Origin of the sequence: Marinitoga lauensis (assembly GCF_004135675.1) — a bacterium.
Lineage (GTDB): Bacteria > Thermotogota > Thermotogae > Petrotogales > Petrotogaceae > Marinitoga > Marinitoga lauensis.
The window spans coordinates 272,729-295,009 of the sequence record NZ_QHLX01000004.1 but is presented as its reverse complement, the minus strand read 5'-3'; the positions used below and the strand labels follow the sequence as shown (position 1 = coordinate 295,009).

The window sequence follows — 22,281 nt, the reverse complement described above, 5'->3', positions numbered from 1 at the left end:
AGATTATTTTTCATTTTCATTAATTTTTAAAATAGCCAAAAATGCATTTTGTGGGATACTTACAGAACCAATTTGTCTCATTCTCTTTTTACCGGCTTTTTGTTTTTCAAGTAATTTCATTTTTCTGGTAATATCTCCACCATAACATTTTGCCAATACATCTTTTCTCAATGCCTTTATTGTTGATCTTGCAACAATTCTGCCATCTGCTTTAGCCTGTATTGGTATTTCAAATTGATGTTTTGGAATTAAATCTTTTAACTTTTCAACCATTTTCTTTGACATTTCATATACTTTACTTCTATGGGTTATAAAAGATAAAGCTTCAACAGGTTCTTTATTAACCAGTATAGTTACTTTTAATAGATCAGATTTTCTAAACTCAACAATTTCATAATCCATTGATGCATATCCTCTACTAATAGCTTTCATTCTATCAAAAAAGTCAAATATTATTTCTCCTAACGGAACCTCAAAATGAAGGACAACTCTATTTTTACCGGCATTTGATACAGATAAGAATTCTCCTCTTTTTTCGTTTTGAACTACACCCATTAATCCTCCCATATAATCTGGAGGAGTGATAATATCCAATTTAGCATATGGTTCATAAACTTCATCTAAAAGATCCTGGTCTGGGAATTGTGTTGGATCATGTATTTCTATTTCTTCACCATTTTTTAATTTAGCTTTATATACAACATTAGGAGCGGTTAAAATAATAGCAAGATCAAATTCTCTTTCTATTCTTTCTCTAACAACATCCATATGTAATAATCCTAAAAATCCACATCTAAAGCCAAATCCTAAAGCAGGTGAATGTTCTGGTGTAAAGGTTAGTGCAGCATCATTTAATTTAAGTTTTTCCAGAGCTTTTCTTAATTCTTCATAATAATCCGGTACACCAGGATATATTCCGGCATATACCATAGGTTTAACCTCTTTATAACCTGGAAGAGGTTCTTCAACAGGGTCAGAAGCGCTGGTTATTGTATCACCAACACGTGCAAGTTCAACATCTTTTATACCTGCAATAATATATCCAACCTCGCCAGCGGATAAAGAGTCTGTTTCCTGCATTTCTGGATGGAATACGCCAACTTCAACAACTTCATAAACCTCATTGTTTGACATTGTTTTGATTTTATCTCCACGTTTTACAGAGCCACTGTATAATCTTGTATAAACAATAACCCCTCTATATTTATCGTATTTTGCATCGAATATTAATGCTTTTAATTTATCTTCTGCCTTACCTTTAGAAGTAGGAGCAGGAATTCTTTTAATTATTTCTTCGAGTAATTCTTTTACACCCTCACCGGTTTTCCCGGATATTCTTAAAGCATCTTCGGATGGTATACCTATTAAATCTTCAATCTCTTCAAGAGTTTCATCAACATTAGCATTTGGAAGATCAATTTTATTTACTGCAGGGATTATTTCGAGATCATTTTCTAAAGCCAGATAAGTATTCGCCACAGTTTGTGCCTCTACGCCCTGAGAAGCGTCTACTAATAATACGGCTCCTTCACATGCTGCTAAGCTCCTTGACACTTCATATGTAAAGTCAACATGACCAGGAGTGTCAATTATATTTATTTCATATGTATTGCCATCTTCAGCTTCATACATTATTTTTACAGGTTGTGATTTAATAGTTATACCTCTTTCCTGTTCAATATCCATCATATCAAGATATTGATCATGCATCTTTCTTTTTTCCACAGTTTTTGTTAATTCAAGAATTCTATCAACAAGTGTAGTTTTTCCATGGTCTATATGTGCAATAATACTTATATTTCTGATTAATTCTGGATTATACACATAAGCACCTCCAATCCTATTTTTTCATATTATATCAAAATTTTCTTTAAAATGTATGACAAAAAACTTTCGTAAAACAAAATAATACTCGCTTATATTATTTTTTATTTTTATTCTATTTTTGATAAAATATATTAAAAGAAAGCGAGGGGATATTTTGATTATTTTAATTACCGGAGGTGCTCGAAGTGGAAAAAGCACCTATGCACAGGAATATGCTAAAAAGATAGGAAAGAACATATTATACATAGCTACAGCAATCCCATTTGATGAGGGTATGAAAATAAGAATAAATAAACATAAAGAGGCAAGACCCAAGGAGTGGGAATTAATTGAAAGATATAAAGATTTTGATTTGTTAGAAAAAGACCCGTTATTTCATTCTAGCGACACTATTATATTTGAATGTATGACATTAATGGTTTCAAATTTACTTCTGGAATATGATATTGAAAATGAAAATTATAATAAAATTGATGAAATAGAAAATACTATATTTAATGAAGTTAGAAAGTTTATATCAGTGATTAAGAAAAATAATAAAAATACAATAATAGTTACAAATGAGGTAGGAATGGGAATAGTGCCTGCATATAAATTAGGGAATATTTTTAGAGATATTGCAGGAAGAATCAATCAATATCTGGCACGAAATTCTGATGAAGTATATATTACTATTTCTGGAATACCTTTAAAATTGAAAGGATGAAATCATGAAATCATTGATATTATTAATAACTTTTTTTACAAGAATACCCATTAAAGTAAATATTGAATATGATGAAAATGAATTTATTAAAGGATTTATATATTTACCTGCTTTGGGATTGTTTATCGGTTTTTTAATGTATTTATTTTCATTCCTACCTGTTGACAAAATAATATATGTTTTATTGAGCTGGATTTTCTATATATGGATTACAGGCGGACTTCATCTTGATGGCGTTGCAGATACCTTTGATGGTTTATTTAGCAATAGAAGTAAAGAAGAAATATTAAAAATTATGAAAGATAGTAGAATTGGTACATTTGGAGTTTTAGGATTGATTATGGTGTTATTTTCTGATATTATATTTAGTTATTATACTGATTATATATATATGATATTAATGCCAGCAGTTGGAAGAAGTTCCGGGATTTTAGCAGCAGCTATAAGTGAATATTCTCGAAAAAATGGCCTTGGTAATCTCTTCATAGATAATTGTAATTTAAAAACGTTTTTTATTTCGTTTCTAATTATATCTCCTATATTATTGTTTTATAAACCATTTATTATTTTTCCCATTTTGCTAACATATTTAGGTACAGTATTTATTACTCAGCAGATAAAGAAAAAGATAGATGGTATGACAGGAGATACAATAGGACTTATTATAGAATTTTCACAATTATTTTTTTTGATGTTTATTTACATGTTTAGAGGGTATTATGAAAATAATATTAGTACGTCATGTTGAAACAGAGGCAAATAAGAAAAAAATTTTTAGCGGAAAACTCGATTATCCAATAACAAAACATGGGAGAGAACAGATTAAAGAGTTAAAAAAACAATTAAAATCTATCAATATAGATATTATTATTTCAAGCCCATTAAAAAGAGCATATTATACAGCTATTGAAATATCAAAAGTATTGAATAAAACGGTTATAACAAATGATAAGATAAGAGAAATAAACTTTGGAAAATTTGAAGGTAAAAATATAGAAGAGATAAAAAAGAATATCCTGAAGAATATAAAAAATGGATTGGGGATTATAAAAATTATTGTTTTCCTGATGGAGAATGTTATAAAGCTTTCTATGAAAGAATAAAAAAGTTTATATATACAATTGATAAAGATAAAAAATATTTAATAATAACTCATGGTGCAGTTATAAGTGTGATAAATGATATATTCAACAATGGAAAAACAGGTTATATAAGACCTGGTGGAATAATTGAAATGGAGGTGCTAATATAAAAATAAAGAAAGTAAGAGATTTGACAATAATTAATGTTTGTGACAATAAAGAATTAGCTATTGCATGTGATTCATCTGGCGGTATTGGTAATAAACAAATGGATATAATAAAGGTTCCACCAGATATAGTTGGATATTTTACAGCACATGTGGCCTTAGCAGAAATAATTTCATATGGTGCTTTTCCAATTGCTGTAATAGATACCTTATCTGTTGAATTGAATGACACGGGAAAAGAGATAATAAAAGGAATAAAAAAGGCTTTGGAACAATTAGGAATAAATGAAAATAAAATCATTACAGGTAGTACAGAAGAAAATTTTCCAGTTGTTCAAACAGGAATGGGAATTACAGTTATCGGAGAAAAGAGAAATTTATTAATTATAAAACTCAAAAAAATGATATAGTTGTTTTAGCAGGTTTACCAAAATTAGGAAATGAAGTTTTAGAAAGCAACGAAATTATTAATTTAAAAATATTAAATAATATCAGAAAACAAAATATATTCATGAAATAATTCCAGTTGGTTCAAAAGGTATATTTTATGAATTAAAAGAAATAGAAAAAACCAATAAATTATCTTTAAAAATGAAAGATAATATAGAGATAGATTTAAATAAAAGTGCTGGTCCAGCAACATGTGCTTTAATTACATTAAAAAGAGAAGATTTTGAGAGATTAGAAGAGATAATTAAAATTCCATTGAATATAATAGGTGAATATATATAAAAAATAAAGATTGATAAAATGCTTATCTATATGATAGAATAAAGTGTAAAATCAAAAAGTTAATACCTCCGGAATTAAAGGTGAGAAATCTTAAAAGGGAAGACGGTGAAAATCCGTCACGGCCCGCCACCGTAACTGGGACGAAACCAGCAAAATGCCACTGGGAACCGGAAGGCGCTGGAAGTAGGATGATCCAGAAGTCGGGAGACCTGCCTTTAATTCCAGAGCAATCCGTTTGCGAGGGCAAGTGGGATAGAATTTTTATTTTTATAGGAGGTGGCCTTATGAAAGTGCATGAATTTTTAGGGAAAAGTTTTTTAAAAGAGTATGGTGTTAAAGTACCGACATCTTATTTAATAAAGGAAGAAAAAGATATAGAAATTAAATTTCTTCCTGCAGTATTAAAATCCCAGGTGCTGGTTGGAGGTCGTATGAAGGCAGGTGGTGTGTTATTTGCCAATACCAGAAAAGAGTTTATAGTAAATATTCGTGAGTTATTATTTAAGGAAATAAAAGGTGAAAAACCGTATGGTGTTCTTGTGGAAGAAATGATCCCCTTTGAAAAAGAACATTATATTTCACTTATTCTCGATAGAGAAGAAAAAGATATTATTATATTGTATTCGCAAAATGGTGGTGTCAACATAGAAGAAAACAAAAATAGTATAGTAAAAACTAATTTTGAAAACTATGAAAATATACTACCGGAAAATATAAAAAAAATTATACCGAATTTGAGAAAGTTGTTCAGAGAAAAAGATTTAACTCTGTTAGAAATAAATCCATTAGTTGAAGGATAAATGGCGAAATATATGCACTTGATAGTGTAATGCATCTTGATGATAATGCAATATTCAGACAGGAGTGGACACAGGACTTTGTAGAAGAGAAATATCCATTTCACTTTGTTAAATTAGATGGAGATATTGGAATAATAGGATGTGGTGCAGGTATTGTTATGGCAACAATGGATGCAGTAAAATTAGCCGGTGGAGAACCTGCGGACTTTTTAGATCTTGGGGAGGTGCCGAAAAAGACATTACTATACAGGCATTAAATTTATTAAAAGAATATGGAATAAATAGAATAATATTGAATATATTTGGTGGTATAACAAAATGTGATGAAATAGCTCATGGCCTTGTGGAATTTAAGAGTGAAAATCCAGAAATACAATTATATGTTAGATTAACAGGAACAAATGAAGACCTGGCAAAAAAATATTAAAAGAAAATAATATAGGTTATTATGAAGATATGTATTCAATGATACCAGATGCGGTAAGGATGGTGAGAATAAATGATTAATGGAAAAGAAAGAATATGTGTTCAGGAATTACTGGAAAATATGGTAGAATACATACAGAAAAGATGTTGAATTATGGTGCAAGAATATTATGTGGTGTTTCAAAAATAATGTAATAAAAAAATTACATGGTGTAGAAGTATTAAATAATATGTATGATGCTGTAATGAAGTATAAGGTTGATACATCAGTTGTATTTGTTCCTGCTAAATTTGCTAAAGAAGCAGTTTTTGAGGCAATTAATGCTGGAATAAAAAGATAATAATAATAACAGAGCACATACCACAACAGGATATGCTTGATATATATCATATTGCCAAAGATAATGATGTAAGGATAATAGGGCCAAATTGTCCAGGTGTAATATTACCAGGTGTTTCAAAAATAGGAATTATGCCAGAAAGAGCCTTTAAACCTGGGATATTGCAATTATTTCAAGAAGTGGAACGTTGATGTATGAAATTTCTGACTATTTATCTAAATACTCTACTGGTATTAAAATAGGTATAGGGCTTGGTGGAGATCCAATTATAGGTACTTCTGTTGCAGAAGCTATGGATTATATAATGAAAGAAAAAATAAAAAAGTTGTTATAATCGGTGAAATTGGTGGTAATGATGAAATAAAAGGCGTTGAAAGTGCATTGGAAAAAGGATATAAAGGTGATATAAAGGTATTTTTTGCAGGAAGGACAGCTCCAAAGGGTAAAAGAATGGGACATGCTGGTGCTATTTTGGAGGGTTATGAAGGTAGTATTGAATACAAAGAGAAAAAATTAAAAGAATTAGGAGTTAAAGTAATAAAAAATATTCCAGAACTAATATGAAAATAAGGAGGATATTATGAATTCGTATTTATTATTGTTTTTATCAATTTTTCTTGGAATATTGATAGGTAAAATAAAAATAGGAAATTTTAGGTTGGGGAATTCTGGAGCCTTATTTAGTGGATTATTTCTTGGCTGGTACGCTACCAGCCATATTTTAAACGAATCAGCTGTTATAAGTCGAATGAATACGGATTTTAAACAATTTTTCTTATTTTCTTTGATATTATTTATTTCCTCTGTTGGATTGATAGCATCAAAGGATTTGAAATATATTATAAAAAATATGGATTTAAATTTTTAATTATGGCATTTTTTATTACTATCTCTGGTTTTTTAATAACCTATATATTATCGAAAACAGGAAATAAGTATGAGTTTGTTGGTTTGTTTTCTGGAGCTTTGACGAGTTCTCCCGGATTGGCAACGGCTTTAGAAACAGCACCTGATTTTGAGAAAGAGATTATATCAGGGTATTCTTTTGGTTATATACCTGGTGTATTAGCAGTTATATTTTCTATGTACTTATTACCGAGGATATTTAAAATAGATATTTCAGAAGAAAAGAAAAAGTTATTGCAGGAAATGGAGTTTGATGAAAATAAAAATGAAGGATTTGATTTTTTAGCCTATTCTCTTGTAATTATTTTTGGAATATTGATAGGGAATTTTAATTTAAATTTTGGTATTATTATTTTTAAATTAGGAATGACAGGAGGAATTTTATTATCTTCTCTTTTTTTAGGGACAATTGGTAAGATTGGATTTTTAAATTTTAAAATGGATAAAAGAATATTAAAGGTTTTGCAGGAATTAGGATTGTTAATGTTCCTATCATCTGTGGGGTTAAAATCAGGATATAACACCTTAAACAATTTAAATCAAACAACAATGTATCTTATGCTTTATTCATTTATTATAGCAATAATAGCAATTATACTTGGTTTTATTTTTGGTAAATATATATTAAAAATAAACTGGATAATATTATCAGGAGCAATTTGTGGAGGTATGACAAGCACTCCAGGATTAGGAGCAGCAATAGATGCAAATGATTCAGAAGAGGTTGCAGTTGGTTATGGAGCAACATATCCTTTTGCATTACTAGGAATGGTGATTTTAATAAGATTTTGATAATGATGTAAATATAAAAATATCCCCTGAATTTTTCAGGGGGATATTTTTATATTAGAATATTGTCCATGGAATTAATCCTGGGTCAACATATTCTATAAATCTAACATCTTCAACAAAACCTTTAGATTGTCCTTCTGGTATTACTCCAACAACAGGGACATCATGTCCATTGATGGTTGCTGTACCACTAATTGTAATTGGAGAGGAGTCTTTTACCACGTCTCTATATACCATTAATCTAAATTGTCCGCTTAGATTTGAAAGGTCGAAAGATACATGTGTTGCTTCTTCTCCGATAGAATAATTATATGTAGATGTAGCCATATAAGAAGGTAATGATAAATTATTTATATCTTCAGCAATCAATGTAGCTCCTCCTGTAATGGCTGCATCTAAATCTAAATCGAGTTTAAAGGTTGAATCAAAGACTATTGGTATCATATAGTTATCTTGAGATGGATTTAATGAAACATCTGTTGCTATGGTAAATGTTTCTTCTTCTCTGAAGTTTGGAGAATCAAAATCCATAGGATCTGGACCATATATATACATTTCATAATCTCCTGGTTCAATATGTGGAAGAACGCCAGCAACAAATCCATAATAATCTTGAGTTTTTATATAATAATTACTGCCTTTTCCATCTTTTTTCACTAAAGATATGTATACATTTGGATAACTTTGATACATGGTAGTATCAACACATTGAATTATAACAGTATTACCAGTTGCAGGTAATGTTGCAGTTGATGGATAGATTTCTACAGCATTTTTAGCATCTATTCTTCCATATCCTGAAGCATGATCCCAACCACTTTCATCTATATCATCAGCAGTATTTTCTATCATTTTTTGATTTGATATGGTGTTGCATCTGGATGTAATTGTTTTAATAATGCAGCTAAAGCTGAAACATGTGGTGTTGCCATGGATGTTCCATCCCAATAATCATAAGGTTCATTGTAAAGACCATAAATAGGTGCTGAATGTCTTGGAATTGTGGATAATATCTTTGCACCAGGTGCCGCTACAGATATAGTATCACTATGATTTGAAAAATCAGTAACTTCATCTCGGGCATTTGATGCTGCAACTGCAATAACTCCTGGATATGATGATGGATAATGCCAGTGTTGATCTGTATGTGAATTTCCAGCTGCTGCTACAAAAACAACGTTGTAATATAACGCATAATCAATAGCAGCTTTTAATGTTTTAGAGTAACCTCCACCACCCCAGCTATTTGATAATACCTGAGCACCATGATCAACAGCCCATATTATTCCTCTTGCTACATATGCATCACCAACATAATCTGGTTGGAATATAGGTATGGACATAATCTTTGCACCATATGCTAATCCTACAACACCTTTTCCATCTTTTTTAGCAGCAATTGTTCCTGCAACATGTGTTCCATGATCATCACCTGTATCACCAGGACCTCCAAGAACTGCGTCATAATCTTCATCTGGCATTATTAAATTTCCAGTCACCGGATCAAAACCAGTCACAAATTGCCCAGCTAAATCTGGATGTTGAGCGTCTATAGGTGTATCAACCACTCCAACTATAATATTTGTTCCTGTTGCAACCTTCCATGCATCTTCTGCACCAATTTTAACCATACCCCATAAACTATCTTCTTTAACTCCATCAATATCTTTAGTAATAGAATCATCAACGATTTCTGGTTTTGGATCAATTAACTCTCTTTTGAAACTTGGTTCAACGTATTTTATACCATCTAATTTTAAAGTTTTTAATTTCAAATAGGCATCTTTTACTGTTCCATTGAATTTTATACCAACAACATTAATTTCTGGAATTTCTATATAAACTTCACCATTTAAAGTATTTTTTATTTTTTCTATAGCGTTTTTATCCTTGTATCCTACAAGTATTCTACCTTCAAAGATTTCTTCATTGTTGAATTCTCCAAATACTACATCGTTTGAAGATGAGGTTTTTGTTTTTTCATCTGTGTTCAATATAGAAGATTGACAACTTGCAAAAAGAAATAGAACAGATAATAATGCAATTAAAATATATTTTAAATTTTTCATATTCTCCCCTCCTTATTATTGTTTTGACCAATCATCGTTGCTTCTTAAACTGATTTCCCATTTATAATAATATTTCAAAATACCTTTTACATTTAAATAATCTCCAATTGTAGCGTCGCTTGTTATATTATTAGATCCACCTTTATATACATAAATTGAAGCAGTTCCACTATCTGTATCATAGACAAGGTCTAAGCCGTATTTGTCTATATTGGTAACAGTTCCAGTTGTGCTGACTAAAGCACCAGCATATGGGTTTAATCCATAAATATCTTCTGCCAATAAATCAGGTGTTAAATTCATAGGAGATAATTCATTATCACTTTCTTGAGATAAAATATTAACATTTTTTACAGCGAAACTTTTTCCGTATGTATCTTCATACATATCTCCTTTTACAATTAAGACATCTCCAATATTTACATTGGATATTTCACTAGAAGAGTTGAATTTTAATTTAATAGCTTTTCCTGTATCTGAGTCTTCTAAATAAATATAGTTACTATATGCGCTAACAACATGTCCTTTTATATTTGTTCCAAATAAATATGTATCATAATATTTTTCTTGGGCTTCAGGTATTGAGTAATAATCATATAATTCAGTTGAGGTTGTAAATGTATTAAATGCATCAGCATCGACTCCACCAAATGGATCAGCTCCATATCCTTGATCAATTGAAATTGATAAAGATAATGTTGTATCAGTAAATTTATAAGCATATGCTAAATCAACAGCCCATGAATATGTTCTGTTTGGTTGAAGTGGTTCATTATATAAGAAATTTCCATTGCTGTTAATTAACATCCATTGTTGATTAGCATAATTTACAGATAAAGGATAAGGTCCATATGCATCATAAAGTTGTTGATTAACCTTACCATCTTCATCAAAATAGATAGGTACAAGATGTTGTTCGTTTTGAATTAAATCATATATCCATAAAGCATATTCAAAATAAGCATCTTTTAAAGAATCATCATAGTTAGTTGGTTTAAATTCAAAAATAGGTTCTCTTGCAACGTTTGTTGCTAACATTGATGGATATGTTAATTCAACATCAAACATACCAAGTGGAGAAATAGGTCCTAAAACAATACCAGAAGTTTCTCCGTTATCATATACAGATGTAATCTTATAATATACAGATTTTCCAGGCTCTAATTCTGGAGAATAGTCTCTAAAGACAGCTAAATAAGCAGTTAATTTTTTTGCTTCATGTAAATAGGAGATGTAATCTTGAGATACATATCCTGCTTTTTCCCAGTTTGAACCATCAAAAGATCTATAAATATTATAACCATTTGGCCATGAGTAAAGATGTGCTTTATCATAATAATCTATTGGCATCCATCTAACATCGATCCATAAATTCGAATTTTCTGGGGCAGATTCTAAATTAATATCATCAAACTTCTTTGTAATTGAAGGAATTAAATTATTATTTTCTATTTTGTCATTATGACTATAAAAGCCAATTTCTTGTCTTCTTGTATAAGAAATCAAATCTTTTACATTATAAAGTGATAATTTAATTGGGTTATAATCCATTAAAGTATCTTTGTTATTCAAAATATTCAAATATTTTACTATTTCTATTTGGTTATCATTTGAATCGTATACAGTAACGTGTAAATCGGTTAATCCGTTATAATCAAGTGTATTAAATGCAAAAGAAACTTTAGTAGCTCCTGATGTATAGCCTCTATCTCCTGTCATGAAACCAGAACCCGGAGTTTTTCCAAGTGACGTATAAATTATATTAATATGATCATTAGATTTTGGAGCTGCAGCGACAGTAACAACTATTGGCCTAGTAACAACTGAGGAATTTAAACTTATTTCATCTAAAACTCCTCCGATATATGAATAATAATCGTATACATGGAATTCTACTTCTGGATATTCCTGTGTATCAGGATCTGGGTTTAATGTAGCTTTTCTTAAAGTAAGATAAACTTTTTTGTTTTCTCCTGCTTTTATATTCAAACCTTCAACCTTGGTTAAAGCATGACCTGTTTTTGTTGCTTCAATGGTTAATGTTGTTTCATTATTAACAGATGATAATGTAAATATTGCCATTCCATTATCATCTGTTGTAGCAGTTACTCCGTTAATTGTAACTTTCGCATCAGCTACAGCAGGGCCAGATTTTGCATCTGTTACATAAACTACAACGGTAGCTGATTCTATAATATTTGAAGTTGGTGCGCTATATGTGAATTCTTTTTCTGCTAATCCACCAAATGGATCTTTTGCAACAACAATAAAGTTTCCATTTTTGTTTTCTGTGTTAAAGAAATTTGCATATCTCGTTTCTAACATAGTAGAAGCAGAAGGAGTTCCAGAGTAAATTGTGTATTTTAATTCATCATTATCACCATCATTAGCATTCCACATGAATTTAACAACAGTATCATTAACTATTGTTGAAGAAACATCACCTTCAAATACAGGCGAAGTATTAGATTTTAGCGTAAATGTCCAATCAGGGCTTGTAGTTTCAAAACCTTTAGAATCTCTTGCGACAACATGCCAATTAACAACATTTTCTGGAGAGAATCCAGATATAGATAAATTTGTAGATGTAGTTGAAGCAACAAAAGTATTTTCAACATATACATCAAATTCTAAATTATCGTTATCAACATCTGTAGCTAACCATGATAGTTTAACTACAGCACCATTATCAAATGTTGAATAATCCCACGATACATTTGACATATTATTTTCAGGCATTGGATTGCCTATTTCAGGGAAGTGATTTTCACCTGTATATGATTCATTTGCTACTTGGAAAGAAAATACAGGACTTTCAACTTCAATATACCCTAATTCAACAGCAACGACTTTGAAATTATAATTCCCAATTTTGGATAAATTATCAAAGACAAAAGATTTTGAAGTAGTTGTTCCAGCCAAGGAAAAATCAGTATCTCCAGGTTTTTTTAACATCACTTTAAATTCATAATTTCTATCATCAACAAAGGATAATACTTCCCAATTTATCACTTTAGAAGTATCTTTTAATATAGAAGTATTATCTTGTGATAATACTTTAACTCCTTTTACGCTTGGAACTACTTTAAAAGTTAAGTCCTTTGTTTTTACAGTTTGCTCTCCTGCAGTAACCTCAACATAATAAGAATAATCTCCAAGATCTAATAATTTATATTCTGGTACCGTAGCCTCTGTTAAATTTGCTCCGCTTTTTTCAAAAATAGCATTTCCATCTTTACTTACTACGATTTTTGCAGTAAATTTATCTACTCCTCCTACTGACCATTGAATGGATACTGGCGTTTTCACAGGAACTACACCGTTAATTCCTGTAACTGCTTTTGTAACAGATACGGTTAATGGAACAGGTTGTTTTGTGATACAAGAAGTCAAAGCTAATAATAACACTACACTGAGAATCAATAAATACAGAGATTTTCCAACTTTCATCCTTTGCCCCCTTTTTTTGATATGAGTTCGTTTAACTAACAGTTTAATTTTTATTATTAATACATTTAACGTTATATTATACAATAATTTTTTAATTATTTCAAGTTTCATAAGAGTTAAGTTAAAGATTAAGGTAATCTATTATTAATAAATAGATCTATAAATAAAGATGAAGCATCTCATTGCTTCATCTTTATTCAAATAATTTCATAATATCTTCTTTAGAAAGTTTTTTTAATAATGATTTTCTTCGGTTATGGCTAAATTATATAAGTCCAATTTTGCGTCTTTTAATTTTAATATTTTTTCTTCAATGGAATTTTTGGTTATGAATTTATATACAAATACTGGTTTTGTTTGTCCAATTCTATACACTCTATCTGTAGCCTGATTTTCTACTGCGGGTTCCACCAGGGATCATAATGCACAACATAATCTGCTCCTGTAATATTTAACCCTGTCCCACCAGCTTTTAAACTTACAAGAAGTATTTTTATTTTTTCATTGTTATTAAATTCATTTATAAATTCCACTCGTTTTTTTGTCTGGCCTGTAATTTTTTGATATTGTATATTTTCCGTTTTTAACCATTCTTCCATTATTTTAATCATTTTTACAAATTGTGAAAATACCACAATCTTATGCTTTTCTTCCAATACTTCTGTTATAAATTTTTTGAATTCGTTGAATTTTGACGATTCTATATTAATTCCAAGCAATTTGGGGTGATTTACTACCTGTCTTAAGCGAAGTAATCCTTCTAATACACTGAAATTTAATGTGCCCTGTGACATTGCAATTTTTTGTTTGTATTCCTGTAGAATTTGTTGATATATCTTCATTTGATGTTGTGTCATTTCATTGAATATATACTCTTCGGTTTTTGGAGGCAATTCCTTTAAAACTTCTTCTTTTTTTCTTCTTAATATAAAAGGATAAATCTTTTCGTTTAGTTTTTTTATACTTTCTTTATTTGCATAATTATACTTTCTATTAAATTCTTCTCTTTTTCCGAAGAACCCTGGCATTAGAAAATCAAAGATATTGTATAAATCGTTTAAAGAGTTTTCTAATGGTGTTCCTGTTAAAGCGAGTTTGTAATAGGACTTTAGCTTTTTTATTGATCTATATAGTTTGGTTTCATTGTTTTTTATATATTGTGCTTCATCGAGTATAATGTAATAAAAATTTTTATCTTTAAAGTTATCAATAGAATTTCTTATTGTTCCATATGTTGTTAATATAATATCTGTATTTTCTGGTATATCTTTTTGATTATTATGATAAATATAATAGTTAAGGTTTGATGAAAATTTTTCTATTTCATAGGCCCAATTATACACAACAGAACGAGGGTTATAATCAGGAATTTTCTACTTTTCTTTTTTAAAGATAATATTAATGCTATTGTTTGTACGGTTTTACCCAATCCCATATCATCGGCTAAAATGCCGTTAAATTTGTATTCATGCAAGTATCTGAGAAAATAATATCCTTTTATTTGATAATCCCTCATAGGATTTTTAATTCTGGAACTTCATATTCTTTTATGGTTTCAAATTTTTTAAGATTTTCTATAAATTGTTTTGTGTTTTCATCTAATGTTTCTATTTTAATTTCTTTATTATTTAAGATGGAATAAATGTTATAACTTTCTATTTCAATTTTATTCTTTTTTATTTTTAAATCTTCGAGTTTTTCCATAATTTTAGGCGGAATTTTTATAAACGTGTCATCTTTTAAAACGATAAAATTATTTTTTCTATTTCTTATGTTTGATAAATCAATTTTTTTATTGTCTTTTAATATGATTTCTCCTTCAACGTCAAACCAGTTATTTTTTAGATTTAATTTCATTTGAATATTTTCTATTTCCTGCTTTTTTATGTTTTTATTCATTTTGATAATTATATTTTTATCTAACTTTTTGATATCGTTTTCTATAAAATTAAAGAATGTATCGATGTCTAATGTTGTTTTACCCTTTTCGTCAAGTTCAATACCATATTTTTTTAATGAATTTATCAATCGTTCTTCTTCTTCGATGTTTCTGTATTTATAATCATCGTAAAAGTTTATTTCTGAACCGTACATGAACTTTCCTTTTATATGAAAAACATCGTCAAAGAAGTTTATATAAAGGTTTAATTTTGGCACAAAGATGTCTTTTTTTATGTTTAGTTTTTCACCTATTTCTATCTCAAACCCATATCTTTCATATTTAATTAGATAGTCTTTTATAAACTTTTTAAGGAGTCTTTATCCTTAAATTTTATATTTGTTTTGATTTTTCCATAATATGGAAATCTTATTTTTGTTTTTGCTTTAATGAGAGATAATGTATTATCTTCAAAATAGGCCATATCATGTGTGCTAAGAACGATTTTTTTTCTATCTAAATCGGGTAATAATTCAACGGTTCCACTTTTTTCTTCTAAATTACCGGTCACAAAGAGTTTTAGTGTAATATCATCATTCCATATAATATTTTTTTTATTTGATAGAACGATTTTTTCGCTTTTTATCTTTTTAAATCTGCAAAGTTACTTAATGCTAATATATATCCTGGTTTTCTTGAAGTTTGAATGGGTATTATTAATTTTTTTATGGGTGTTTCATCGTCTGGAACCTTTGTTTTTAAAAATCGATACATTTTTTCATATGAGTCAAGGTCTTTTCTTAATAAAATCTTATTTCCCTTTTTATAACCTATTTTTATCATAGTATAGCTACGTTCTGGATATATTAAATAATAGCTTTCGCCATAATCTATTATCCCAAGATATTCTTCAAAGTTGTTTTCTATATGATAATTTTCATTAAAATCACCAAATGATTTTAAATAATCTTCAATTGCAAAGATTAAAGCAAGGGTATGTTTGCATAATCTCGGCTCCTTTAGAGAATGACATGTACATACATACCTTGTTTCTAATGAGTCTACATTAATCATGAATATTGGTCTATAATTGTTGCCATTTTCTGGAATTATAGCTGAAAAAGTCAGATTTGGAGCGCTTCCATAATTTGAGAAGTCCTCTAACTTTTTATATAATGTTTTTGCTTCTTTATATATTTCGGGAGAAATGGAACTTTTTAATTCATCAAGTGTTTTTAATATATTAAAAAGATTTGGAATCATGATTTCACCTCTAAATTTTATTTTTGAAAAATGGATAATATTTATAGATAAAATAAAAAAGTTATATTCCAGATTGTAGACAAACTTATTTACCTATAAAGTATTTAAAAATAATATTCGTTCAGGTGGTGAATTTTCTATATCCTCAAAAAATATTCGTTCCCATTAGCCGCTCAAACTCACATCCGTGTTCGGTTTCGCTCAATTTTGCATCCATGCAAAATTGACTAATTTCACTCATATTTTTTTCGGGGAAATTCAAGCCTTCACTCATATTATTTTTTTAATACGTTGTCAACAGTCTGGCTATATTTTTTATTTTGTTAATAATAAAAATATTTGTTATAATTATAATTATAAAAATAGAAATAAGGAGGGGAATATGGAAAATCTTGGAACTGTTGTTCAACCAACAATTGGTTATTTTGGTGCGTTTTTTGGAGGAATTCTTTCCTTTTTTAGTCCATGTGTGTTACCTCTTGTTCCATTGTTTTTTGGCATTTTAATGCCAGATTTAAAAAATACCGCATTAACTTTGAAAAGAGGTATTGCATTTTTTATAGGACTTTCCTTATTTTTCTCAATTTTAGGAGCTTTGGCGGGATTGGTTGGAACGTTTTTATCAAAATTTCAATATATATTTAATATTATAGCAGGTATTTTATTATTTTATTAGGTATTTTTTATTTAATGGATAAATCTGTTTTTAAAGGACAGAAGATTAATATGTTAAAACATAAAAATACGTCATTTATCAGTGCTTTTTTAATAGGTGTTTTAATTTCTTTTATCTGGATACCATGTTCTGGTCCTGTTTTGGCGGCTGTTTTAACATTTGCTTCCACAACATCAAATGTTTTTAAAGGTGCTTTTATGCTATTTTTATATTCTCTTGGAATATCTATTCCTTTTTATTTTTGAGTGGTTTTGTAAGTAAGTTAATTTCAAAAATTTCTTTTGGAACGCCAAAATGGGAAAAATATTTAAAGATAACTGGTAGTGTTTTATTGATAGTTATTGGTATAATAGTCATATTAGGACAATTTAATATATTGCAGGGAGTGTGAGAATATGAAAAAATTCATGGTATTGTTAATATTAATGCTTACAATTATAACCTATTCTGCTATAAAATTAGAAAGATTTGTTGTAGATGATTTCAATATCGCATTAAAACTTGGAGAGATTACAGATAAAAATGTTATTGTTATGTTCTCGTCTAAAAGCTGCTATTATTGTAAAAAATTTAAAAGTGAGGTATTAACCGATGATAAGGTTCAGGAATGGTTGAGAACTGAATTTGTTTTTGCAGAAATTTATGCAGAAAAAGATAAAAAGGCGATGTTTAAAGGAAAGATGTTAACATATATAGAATTATTTGGTGCTTTCGGAGTAAGAGGAACGCCTACATTTTTCTTTTTCGATAGCAAAGGAGAACCTCTGGCGCAACTTCCTGGTTTCGTGGAAAAAGATACTTTTTTATCTATATTAAAGTATTTTGTGTATAGTAGAACGAATGATATAAAATATCAGGATTTTGTAAAAAAGAATATTGATGTAAATATAAAAAATAGAGTGTTGAAATTAGATAAAGAAAAGATAGATTATTTGCTTAATAATGATCCAAATACTATGGAATATAATAAAAATATAAAAGATGAATATATTAATGTTGTTCTTGATAAAAAAGACAAAAAATTAGAAGATGAATTTTATGTTGTTATTTATGAGAAATAAAATATAATTTGAATGTTTATATGAATTATGATATAATACCTCTGTAAAAAAGATAAGGAAGGTTATTAATATGAAAGATAATCTTTTTCTTCGAAAGTTAATAATAACAATAAAAGCCCTATAATGGGGCTTTTTTACTTTTTTGGAGGTGAAGATATGGAAAGGGTTGCCATTGTTGGAGCACAATGGGGAGACGAAGGTAAAGGTAAGGTTGTAAATTATTTTTCTAAAAATTATGAATGGATTGTAAGATTTTCTGGTGGTGCGAATGCAGGACATACTATTTACTATAAAGGAAAAAAATATGTTAATCATTTATTACCTTCTGTGATTCCAGAAGGTAATTCAAAGGCATTTCTTGGTGCGGGGATGGTAATAGATATTGAACAGTTAATAAAAGAATTGGAAATTTTAGAAAAAGATTTTCCAGGCTTTTCTTCCAAGGTTTATATAGATTTAGAAGCTTTTATGGTTTTACCATATCATAAAGAGGAGGATGGAATTTTAGAAAAATTAAGAAAAAACCCTATAGGAACGACTAAAAAAGGAATTGGTCCTTCTTATACTGATAAGGTTTCAAGAGAAGGATTTAAGATATATCATTTATTTGATGAAAAATTGTTAAAGAATAGATTAGAAGAGGTTATATATTTAAAGAGGAATATTTTTGGAAACAAATTTAAGTTTAAAGTGGAAGAAATATTTGACTATTTAATGGAACAAAAGAAAAAATTGGAAAAAATGAATGTGAATTTTACATCAGCAATAGATATGGCGGATGTTTTTAGAAATACTTCTGTTTTATTTGAAGGCGCTCAAGGGTTTTATTAGACCTTGATTTTGGGACATATCCTTTTGTAACTTCTGGTGCAACAATGGCGCACGGTGTATCTTCTGTTGGTTTTTCTACTTTTGAATTAGATGAGGTTCTGGGTGTAATAAAGGCTTATACAACAAGAGTTGGAGAAGGTCCATTTCCAACAGAAGAGTTTGGAGATGGTGGAAAAATCATTCAAGAAAAAGGAAATGAATTTGGAGCAACAACTGGAAGGCCAAGAAGAGTGGGATGGCTTGATTTACCTGCTTTAAGATATGCTAAGATAAGATCAGGATTAACAAAGTTTGTTATTACTAAAGCAGATGTATTAAATGGTTTTGATGAGATAAAAGTATGTGTGGCATATGATATTAATGGTGAAATAAGAGAGGTTCCGGCATCTTCTTATGATTTTCTTGTAGCTAAACCAATTTATGAAACTTTAAAAGGTTGGCCTGATACAAATCATATTAACTTTTTGAAATATATGGCATTTATTGAGGAAAAAACAGGTGTAGAAATTCCATATATTTCTTATGGTCCTAAAACCGATGAGATGTGTACAAAAAATGATCTTATTTTTGAGATCTAAATAATATTATATTTTGTCAATAAATTAAAAGCCCTATAATAGGGCTTTCAGTTTGTAGACAAAGTACAAAATAAAATAATCAAATAATATTCGCTCATCCGGTGAAAATTCTTAAACTCTTCGCTTCGCGAAGGGTTTAGGAAAAGTATATTAATAATAAATTTTAAACCTTAGATCTTCCGCTTCGCGGAAATCTCAGGATTCGCTCATATTATTTTTCTCATTTTGTTTTGTCGACAGTCTGAGTAGGCAGGCTATAACCTGCCTATTTTTTTATGTTTTTATTTATAAATCGAAAAAATTCCATTTGAAATTATTTTTAAGATCGACATATTTTGTTAATCAACCGGAAATAATAAGGTAGTATCATAACGTTGTATTAGCAAATAAATATTAAGAGTGCTAAAAACTAAAAAATTTTTTGAACTTTTTTATGAAAATACAGTCTAAAAAATTGCAAAGTGAAAATCAATTATATTTTTTTAAACTATAATTAGCAATTATTTATTACAAATGCTAAAAATAAAAATTAAAATTAAAGTTAAGATATATCAGGAGGTGTTGGAAATGATGAATCCAAAAAACTTTACAGAAAAGGCTCTGGAAATAATAGATAATGCAAGGACACTTGCTAATGGTTATGGAACTAATGTGGTAACGCCAGAGCATATAACCTTATCTATTTTAGATAGTGATGATGAATATGTAAAACGATTATTTGAAACGATTAATGTTGAGGCAATTCGTGAAAATATTGAAAGTGAATTGGAGGAAAATGTACAATATTCATTTGGCGGTGTGAGAGATAATAGAATTTATATATCTCCGACATTGGAAAGAATTTTTGAAATTGCAAAATCGGAAGCTAAAAAAACAAAACATAAATTAATTACCACATTACATTTGTTGTTAGCTATAATGCTTGAAGGAACGTCATATTCTGCAAAATTGTTTTCTAAGTATGGGTTAACTACAGAAGAAATATATGAAGAATTAAAAAATATAAAGGTAACCAAGGAAGGATCAGAGGAAAATGTGGCAGATGTTTTAGCCCAATTTACTATTGATTTAACAAAAATGGCAGAAGAAAAGAAATTAATGCCAGTTATTGGTAGGGATTTAGAAATTCAAAGAACAATTGAAATTTTAAGTAGAAAAACAAAAAATAATCCTGTTTTAGTTGGTGATCCAGGTGTTGGTAAAACGGCTATTGTTGAAGGTTTAGCACAAAGGATTATAAAAGGTGCAGTACCAGATGCATTAATTGAGAAAAAAATTCTTCAGTTGGATATGGGAAGATTATTAGCAGGAGCTAAATTTAGAGGAGAATTTGAAGAGAGATTAAAGAACGTTATCGATGAAGTGAAAAAACAGGGAGATAAGATAATATTATTTATTGATGAATTACATACAATAATAGGTGCAGGTAAGGCAGAAGGTAATTCCATGGATGCAGCTAATATGCTAAAACCGGATTTAGCTCGTGGAGAGTTAAGGGTTATTGGTGCAACAACACTTGACGAATACAGACAATATATTGAAAAAGATAAAGCATTAGCCAGAAGGTTCCAACCAGTTCAAGTAGATGAGCCAAGTGAGGAAGATGCGATTGCAATTTTAAGGGTTTAAAAGAAACATTTGAAAAACATCATAACGTAAAAATAGATGATAGTGCAGTTGTTGCAGCTGTGAAATTATCTCACAGATATATTACCGATAGATTTTTACCTGATAAGGCAATTGATTTAATAGACGAGGCTTCAGCAAAAGCAAGACTTGAAAAAAGTTCAAAGTTGTCCAATATTAAGAAATTAGAATATGAGGCTAAGGAATTAGAAGAAGAAATAAATGATTTAACTGTAAAAGGTGAATACGAAGAGGCAGCTTTAAAGAAAAAAGACTTATTTGAATTAGAAAAACAAATTGAAGAATTGAAGAAGCAATATGAAGAGGAAAAAGGTAAAGAAGATGAAGAAGTAATAGTTGATGAAGATAGAATTGCAGAAGTTATAGAAAAATGGACAGGTATTCCAGCAAAGAAGATGTTGGAAGAAGAAAGAGAAAAATTACTTAATTTAGAAAAAGAAATACATAAACGTGTAGTTGGTCAGGAAGAAGCTATTGTTAAGGTTGCTCAGCATATAAGAAAAGCAAGAGCCGGTTTAAAAGACCCAACAAGACCAATTGGTTCATTCCTCTTCTTGGACCTACAGGTGTTGGTAAAACAGAATTGGCAAAATCTTTAGCAGAAGTATTATTTGATACAGAAGAAGCATTAATAAGAATTGATATGTCTGAATATATGGAAAAACATGCGGTTTCAAGATTAATTGGTTCACCTCCAGGATATGTTGGTTATGAACAGGGTGGGCAATTAACAGAAGCAGTAAGAAGAAAACCTTATTCTGTAATTCTTATTGACGAAATAGAAAAAGCTCATCCAGATGTATTCAATATATTATTGCAGGTATTGGATGATGGAAGATTAACAGATGGAAAAGGAAATACGGTAGATTTTAGAAATACAATAATTATTATGACAAGTAATATAGGTTCAGAAAATATATTAAATAAATTAGAAAATAGAGGTAAATTAGGATTTATAAGCGATGAAGAAAAGAAAAGTCAGGAAAGAGATTTAGAAAAGGTTGTTAGAGAAGAATTGAAGAAATATTTCAGACCAGAATTTTAAATA

29 protein-coding genes, 3 pseudogenes and 1 riboswitch are annotated in these 22,281 nt (G+C 29.2%); of the genes and pseudogenes, 22 read left to right on the top strand and 10 right to left on the bottom strand.

The window, feature by feature from the left end:
• Positions 1 to 3 precede the first annotated feature (3 nt).
• Positions 4 to 1,824: a translation elongation factor 4 gene (lepA, locus tag DJ007_RS08770; protein WP_129409249.1), complete on the bottom strand. Its 1,821-nt coding sequence runs from the start codon at positions 1,822 to 1,824 to the stop codon at positions 4 to 6.
• Positions 1,825 to 1,981: 157 nt separating this feature from the next.
• On the opposite strand from lepA, the gene cobU reads away from it, so the two are divergent.
• The 14 genes and pseudogenes from cobU (at position 1,982) to DJ007_RS08730 (ending at position 7,779) form a co-directional block, all read left to right on the top strand.
• Positions 1,982 to 2,533, top strand: coding sequence for a bifunctional adenosylcobinamide kinase/adenosylcobinamide-phosphate guanylyltransferase (gene cobU, locus DJ007_RS08765; protein ID WP_240739428.1), 552 nt, complete (start codon positions 1,982 to 1,984; stop codon positions 2,531 to 2,533).
• A gap of 4 nt (positions 2,534 to 2,537) precedes the next feature.
• Positions 2,538 to 3,281 (top strand): adenosylcobinamide-GDP ribazoletransferase, encoded by a 744-nt coding sequence (gene cobS / locus DJ007_RS08760; protein ID WP_129409248.1) that lies wholly within the window; start codon positions 2,538 to 2,540, stop codon positions 3,279 to 3,281.
• Positions 3,253 to 3,785, top strand: a pseudogene (locus DJ007_RS08755) (histidine phosphatase family protein). The gene cobS and the pseudogene DJ007_RS08755 overlap by 29 nt, the downstream one beginning before the upstream one ends.
• 20 nt (positions 3,786 to 3,805) lie before the next feature.
• Positions 3,806 to 4,192 (top strand): AIR synthase related protein, encoded by a 387-nt coding sequence (locus tag DJ007_RS08745; protein WP_129409246.1) that lies wholly within the window; start codon positions 3,806 to 3,808, stop codon positions 4,190 to 4,192.
• Between the two features lie 181 nt (positions 4,193 to 4,373).
• The gene (locus tag DJ007_RS14755) at positions 4,374 to 4,514 is read left to right on the top strand and encodes a hypothetical protein (protein ID WP_165974085.1); all 141 of its coding nucleotides are present in this window, start codon (positions 4,374 to 4,376) and stop codon (positions 4,512 to 4,514) included.
• 61 nt (positions 4,515 to 4,575) lie between these two features.
• Positions 4,576 to 4,745, top strand: a riboswitch (cobalamin riboswitch).
• 53 nt (positions 4,746 to 4,798) lie between these two features.
• Positions 4,799 to 5,314 carry an ATP-grasp domain-containing protein gene (locus DJ007_RS15980; RefSeq protein WP_206076260.1) on the top strand — a complete coding sequence of 172 codons (516 nt, stop codon included), beginning with the start codon at positions 4,799 to 4,801 and terminating at the stop codon, positions 5,312 to 5,314.
• A gap of 29 nt (positions 5,315 to 5,343) precedes the next feature.
• Positions 5,344 to 5,571 (top strand): hypothetical protein, encoded by a 228-nt coding sequence (locus DJ007_RS15975; protein ID WP_206076259.1) that lies wholly within the window; start codon positions 5,344 to 5,346, stop codon positions 5,569 to 5,571.
• A gap of 35 nt (positions 5,572 to 5,606) precedes the next feature.
• Positions 5,607 to 5,741 (top strand): hypothetical protein, encoded by a 135-nt coding sequence (locus tag DJ007_RS19195; protein WP_276318717.1) that lies wholly within the window; start codon positions 5,607 to 5,609, stop codon positions 5,739 to 5,741.
• 169 nt (positions 5,742 to 5,910) lie between these two features.
• The gene (locus tag DJ007_RS15970) at positions 5,911 to 6,081 is read left to right on the top strand and encodes a hypothetical protein (RefSeq protein WP_206076258.1); all 171 of its coding nucleotides are present in this window, start codon (positions 5,911 to 5,913) and stop codon (positions 6,079 to 6,081) included.
• 32 nt (positions 6,082 to 6,113) lie between these two features.
• Positions 6,114 to 6,272, top strand: coding sequence for a hypothetical protein (locus DJ007_RS15965; protein ID WP_206076257.1), 159 nt, complete (start codon positions 6,114 to 6,116; stop codon positions 6,270 to 6,272).
• Positions 6,272 to 6,415, top strand: coding sequence for a hypothetical protein (locus DJ007_RS15960; RefSeq protein ID WP_206076256.1), 144 nt, complete (start codon positions 6,272 to 6,274; stop codon positions 6,413 to 6,415). The genes DJ007_RS15965 and DJ007_RS15960 overlap by 1 nt, the downstream gene beginning before the upstream one ends.
• Positions 6,416 to 6,462: 47 nt before the next feature.
• The gene (locus DJ007_RS15955) at positions 6,463 to 6,645 is read left to right on the top strand and encodes a hypothetical protein (RefSeq protein WP_206076255.1); all 183 of its coding nucleotides are present in this window, start codon (positions 6,463 to 6,465) and stop codon (positions 6,643 to 6,645) included.
• Positions 6,646 to 6,661: 16 nt separating this feature from the next.
• Positions 6,662 to 7,116, top strand: a pseudogene (locus DJ007_RS20245) (aspartate-alanine antiporter-like transporter); the annotation flags it as partial.
• A 48-nt stretch (positions 7,117 to 7,164) separates the two neighbouring features.
• Positions 7,165 to 7,779 carry an aspartate-alanine antiporter-like transporter gene (locus DJ007_RS08730; protein WP_368359678.1) on the top strand — a complete coding sequence of 205 codons (615 nt, stop codon included), beginning with the start codon at positions 7,165 to 7,167 and terminating at the stop codon, positions 7,777 to 7,779.
• 54 nt (positions 7,780 to 7,833) lie between these two features.
• Here DJ007_RS08730 and DJ007_RS08725 read toward each other — a convergent pair whose 3' ends face one another.
• From DJ007_RS08725 to DJ007_RS08685, 9 genes are all read right to left on the bottom strand, one after another.
• The gene (locus tag DJ007_RS08725; protein ID WP_129409245.1) at positions 7,834 to 8,631 is read right to left on the bottom strand and encodes a hypothetical protein; all 798 of its coding nucleotides are present in this window, start codon (positions 8,629 to 8,631) and stop codon (positions 7,834 to 7,836) included.
• A complete protein-coding gene (locus DJ007_RS08720) occupies positions 8,628 to 9,848 on the bottom strand; it encodes a S8 family serine peptidase (RefSeq protein WP_129409244.1) in 1,221 nt (406 codons plus the stop codon). Before DJ007_RS08720 ends, DJ007_RS08725 begins: the two co-directional genes overlap by 4 nt.
• 15 nt (positions 9,849 to 9,863) lie before the next feature.
• The gene (locus DJ007_RS08715; protein ID WP_129409243.1) at positions 9,864 to 13,298 is read right to left on the bottom strand and encodes an Ig-like domain-containing protein; all 3,435 of its coding nucleotides are present in this window, start codon (positions 13,296 to 13,298) and stop codon (positions 9,864 to 9,866) included.
• Between the two features lie 234 nt (positions 13,299 to 13,532).
• Positions 13,533 to 13,709 (bottom strand): DEAD/DEAH box helicase, encoded by a 177-nt coding sequence (locus DJ007_RS08710; RefSeq protein WP_129409242.1) that lies wholly within the window; start codon positions 13,707 to 13,709, stop codon positions 13,533 to 13,535.
• On the bottom strand, positions 13,694 to 14,641 hold the full coding sequence (locus DJ007_RS20240; RefSeq protein ID WP_129409241.1) for a DEAD/DEAH box helicase: 948 nt from the start codon (positions 14,639 to 14,641) through the stop codon (positions 13,694 to 13,696). The genes DJ007_RS08710 and DJ007_RS20240 overlap by 16 nt, the downstream gene beginning before the upstream one ends.
• Positions 14,617 to 14,814 carry an SNF2-related protein gene (locus DJ007_RS20235; protein WP_129409240.1) on the bottom strand — a complete coding sequence of 66 codons (198 nt, stop codon included), beginning with the start codon at positions 14,812 to 14,814 and terminating at the stop codon, positions 14,617 to 14,619. The genes DJ007_RS20240 and DJ007_RS20235 overlap by 25 nt, the downstream gene beginning before the upstream one ends.
• Entirely contained in the window at positions 14,811 to 15,491 is a 681-nt protein-coding gene (locus DJ007_RS08695) for an SNF2 helicase associated domain-containing protein (RefSeq protein ID WP_240739448.1), read from the bottom strand. Before DJ007_RS08695 ends, DJ007_RS20235 begins: the two co-directional genes overlap by 4 nt.
• A gap of 44 nt (positions 15,492 to 15,535) precedes the next feature.
• Positions 15,536 to 15,748 (bottom strand): hypothetical protein, encoded by a 213-nt coding sequence (locus tag DJ007_RS08690; RefSeq protein WP_129409238.1) that lies wholly within the window; start codon positions 15,746 to 15,748, stop codon positions 15,536 to 15,538.
• A gap of 71 nt (positions 15,749 to 15,819) precedes the next feature.
• Complete coding sequence (locus tag DJ007_RS08685; protein WP_129409237.1) at positions 15,820 to 16,440, bottom strand: hypothetical protein; 621 nt, start codon at positions 16,438 to 16,440, stop codon at positions 15,820 to 15,822.
• A 382-nt stretch (positions 16,441 to 16,822) separates the two neighbouring features.
• Between DJ007_RS08685 and DJ007_RS20805 the strand changes: the two genes are divergently transcribed.
• The 8 genes and pseudogenes from DJ007_RS20805 to DJ007_RS21050 all read left to right on the top strand — a co-directional run bounded on the left by DJ007_RS20805 (position 16,823) and on the right by DJ007_RS21050 (position 22,278).
• Positions 16,823 to 17,116, top strand: coding sequence for a cytochrome c biogenesis CcdA family protein (locus DJ007_RS20805; RefSeq protein ID WP_240739425.1), 294 nt, complete (start codon positions 16,823 to 16,825; stop codon positions 17,114 to 17,116).
• A gap of 14 nt (positions 17,117 to 17,130) precedes the next feature.
• Positions 17,131 to 17,361 (top strand): cytochrome c biogenesis CcdA family protein, encoded by a 231-nt coding sequence (locus DJ007_RS20800; protein WP_240739424.1) that lies wholly within the window; start codon positions 17,131 to 17,133, stop codon positions 17,359 to 17,361.
• A complete protein-coding gene (locus DJ007_RS17735; RefSeq protein WP_240739423.1) occupies positions 17,358 to 17,507 on the top strand; it encodes a hypothetical protein in 150 nt (49 codons plus the stop codon). The genes DJ007_RS20800 and DJ007_RS17735 overlap by 4 nt, the downstream gene beginning before the upstream one ends.
• Positions 17,508 to 17,511: 4 nt before the next feature.
• The gene (locus DJ007_RS08675) at positions 17,512 to 18,177 is read left to right on the top strand and encodes a thioredoxin family protein (RefSeq protein WP_129409236.1); all 666 of its coding nucleotides are present in this window, start codon (positions 17,512 to 17,514) and stop codon (positions 18,175 to 18,177) included.
• Positions 18,178 to 18,300: 123 nt separating this feature from the next.
• Positions 18,301 to 19,586 (top strand): annotated as a pseudogene (locus DJ007_RS20225) (adenylosuccinate synthase).
• A gap of 567 nt (positions 19,587 to 20,153) precedes the next feature.
• Complete coding sequence (locus tag DJ007_RS21060) at positions 20,154 to 21,215, top strand: Clp protease N-terminal domain-containing protein (protein ID WP_240739420.1); 1,062 nt, start codon at positions 20,154 to 20,156, stop codon at positions 21,213 to 21,215.
• A gap of 32 nt (positions 21,216 to 21,247) precedes the next feature.
• Positions 21,248 to 21,832, top strand: a complete 585-nt coding sequence (locus DJ007_RS21055; RefSeq protein WP_240739447.1) for a hypothetical protein — start codon at positions 21,248 to 21,250, stop codon at positions 21,830 to 21,832.
• Positions 21,778 to 22,278, top strand: coding sequence for an AAA family ATPase (locus DJ007_RS21050; protein ID WP_240739446.1), 501 nt, complete (start codon positions 21,778 to 21,780; stop codon positions 22,276 to 22,278). The genes DJ007_RS21055 and DJ007_RS21050 overlap by 55 nt, the downstream gene beginning before the upstream one ends.
• Positions 22,279 to 22,281: the final 3 nt, after the last annotated feature.

Coding starts and splice junctions, on each gene's coding strand:
- DJ007_RS08720 (WP_129409244.1), bottom strand. CDS start 9,848: ATGAAAAATTTAAAATATATTTTAATTGCATTATTATCTGTTCTATTT.
- DJ007_RS08730 (WP_368359678.1), top strand. CDS start 7,165: ATGTACTTATTACCGAGGATATTTAAAATAGATATTTCAGAAGAAAAG.
- DJ007_RS15975 (WP_206076259.1), top strand. CDS start 5,344: ATGCATCTTGATGATAATGCAATATTCAGACAGGAGTGGACACAGGAC.
- DJ007_RS08715 (WP_129409243.1), bottom strand. CDS start 13,298: ATGAAAGTTGGAAAATCTCTGTATTTATTGATTCTCAGTGTAGTGTTA.
- DJ007_RS15980 (WP_206076260.1), top strand. CDS start 4,799: ATGAAAGTGCATGAATTTTTAGGGAAAAGTTTTTTAAAAGAGTATGGT.
- cobS (WP_129409248.1), top strand. CDS start 2,538: ATGAAATCATTGATATTATTAATAACTTTTTTTACAAGAATACCCATT.
- DJ007_RS08685 (WP_129409237.1), bottom strand. CDS start 16,440: ATGATTCCAAATCTTTTTAATATATTAAAAACACTTGATGAATTAAAA.
- DJ007_RS20805 (WP_240739425.1), top strand. CDS start 16,823: ATGGAAAATCTTGGAACTGTTGTTCAACCAACAATTGGTTATTTTGGT.
- DJ007_RS21060 (WP_240739420.1), top strand. CDS start 20,154: ATGATGAATCCAAAAAACTTTACAGAAAAGGCTCTGGAAATAATAGAT.
- DJ007_RS15965 (WP_206076257.1), top strand. CDS start 6,114: ATGCTTGATATATATCATATTGCCAAAGATAATGATGTAAGGATAATA.
- DJ007_RS08725 (WP_129409245.1), bottom strand. CDS start 8,631: ATGATAGAAAATACTGCTGATGATATAGATGAAAGTGGTTGGGATCAT.
- DJ007_RS15960 (WP_206076256.1), top strand. CDS start 6,272: ATGTATGAAATTTCTGACTATTTATCTAAATACTCTACTGGTATTAAA.
- DJ007_RS08675 (WP_129409236.1), top strand. CDS start 17,512: ATGAAAAAATTCATGGTATTGTTAATATTAATGCTTACAATTATAACC.
- DJ007_RS20235 (WP_129409240.1), bottom strand. CDS start 14,814: ATGAGGGATTATCAAATAAAAGGATATTATTTTCTCAGATACTTGCAT.
- DJ007_RS15970 (WP_206076258.1), top strand. CDS start 5,911: ATGTGGTGTTTCAAAAATAATGTAATAAAAAAATTACATGGTGTAGAA.
- DJ007_RS14755 (WP_165974085.1), top strand. CDS start 4,374: ATGAAAGATAATATAGAGATAGATTTAAATAAAAGTGCTGGTCCAGCA.
- DJ007_RS20800 (WP_240739424.1), top strand. CDS start 17,131: ATGGATAAATCTGTTTTTAAAGGACAGAAGATTAATATGTTAAAACAT.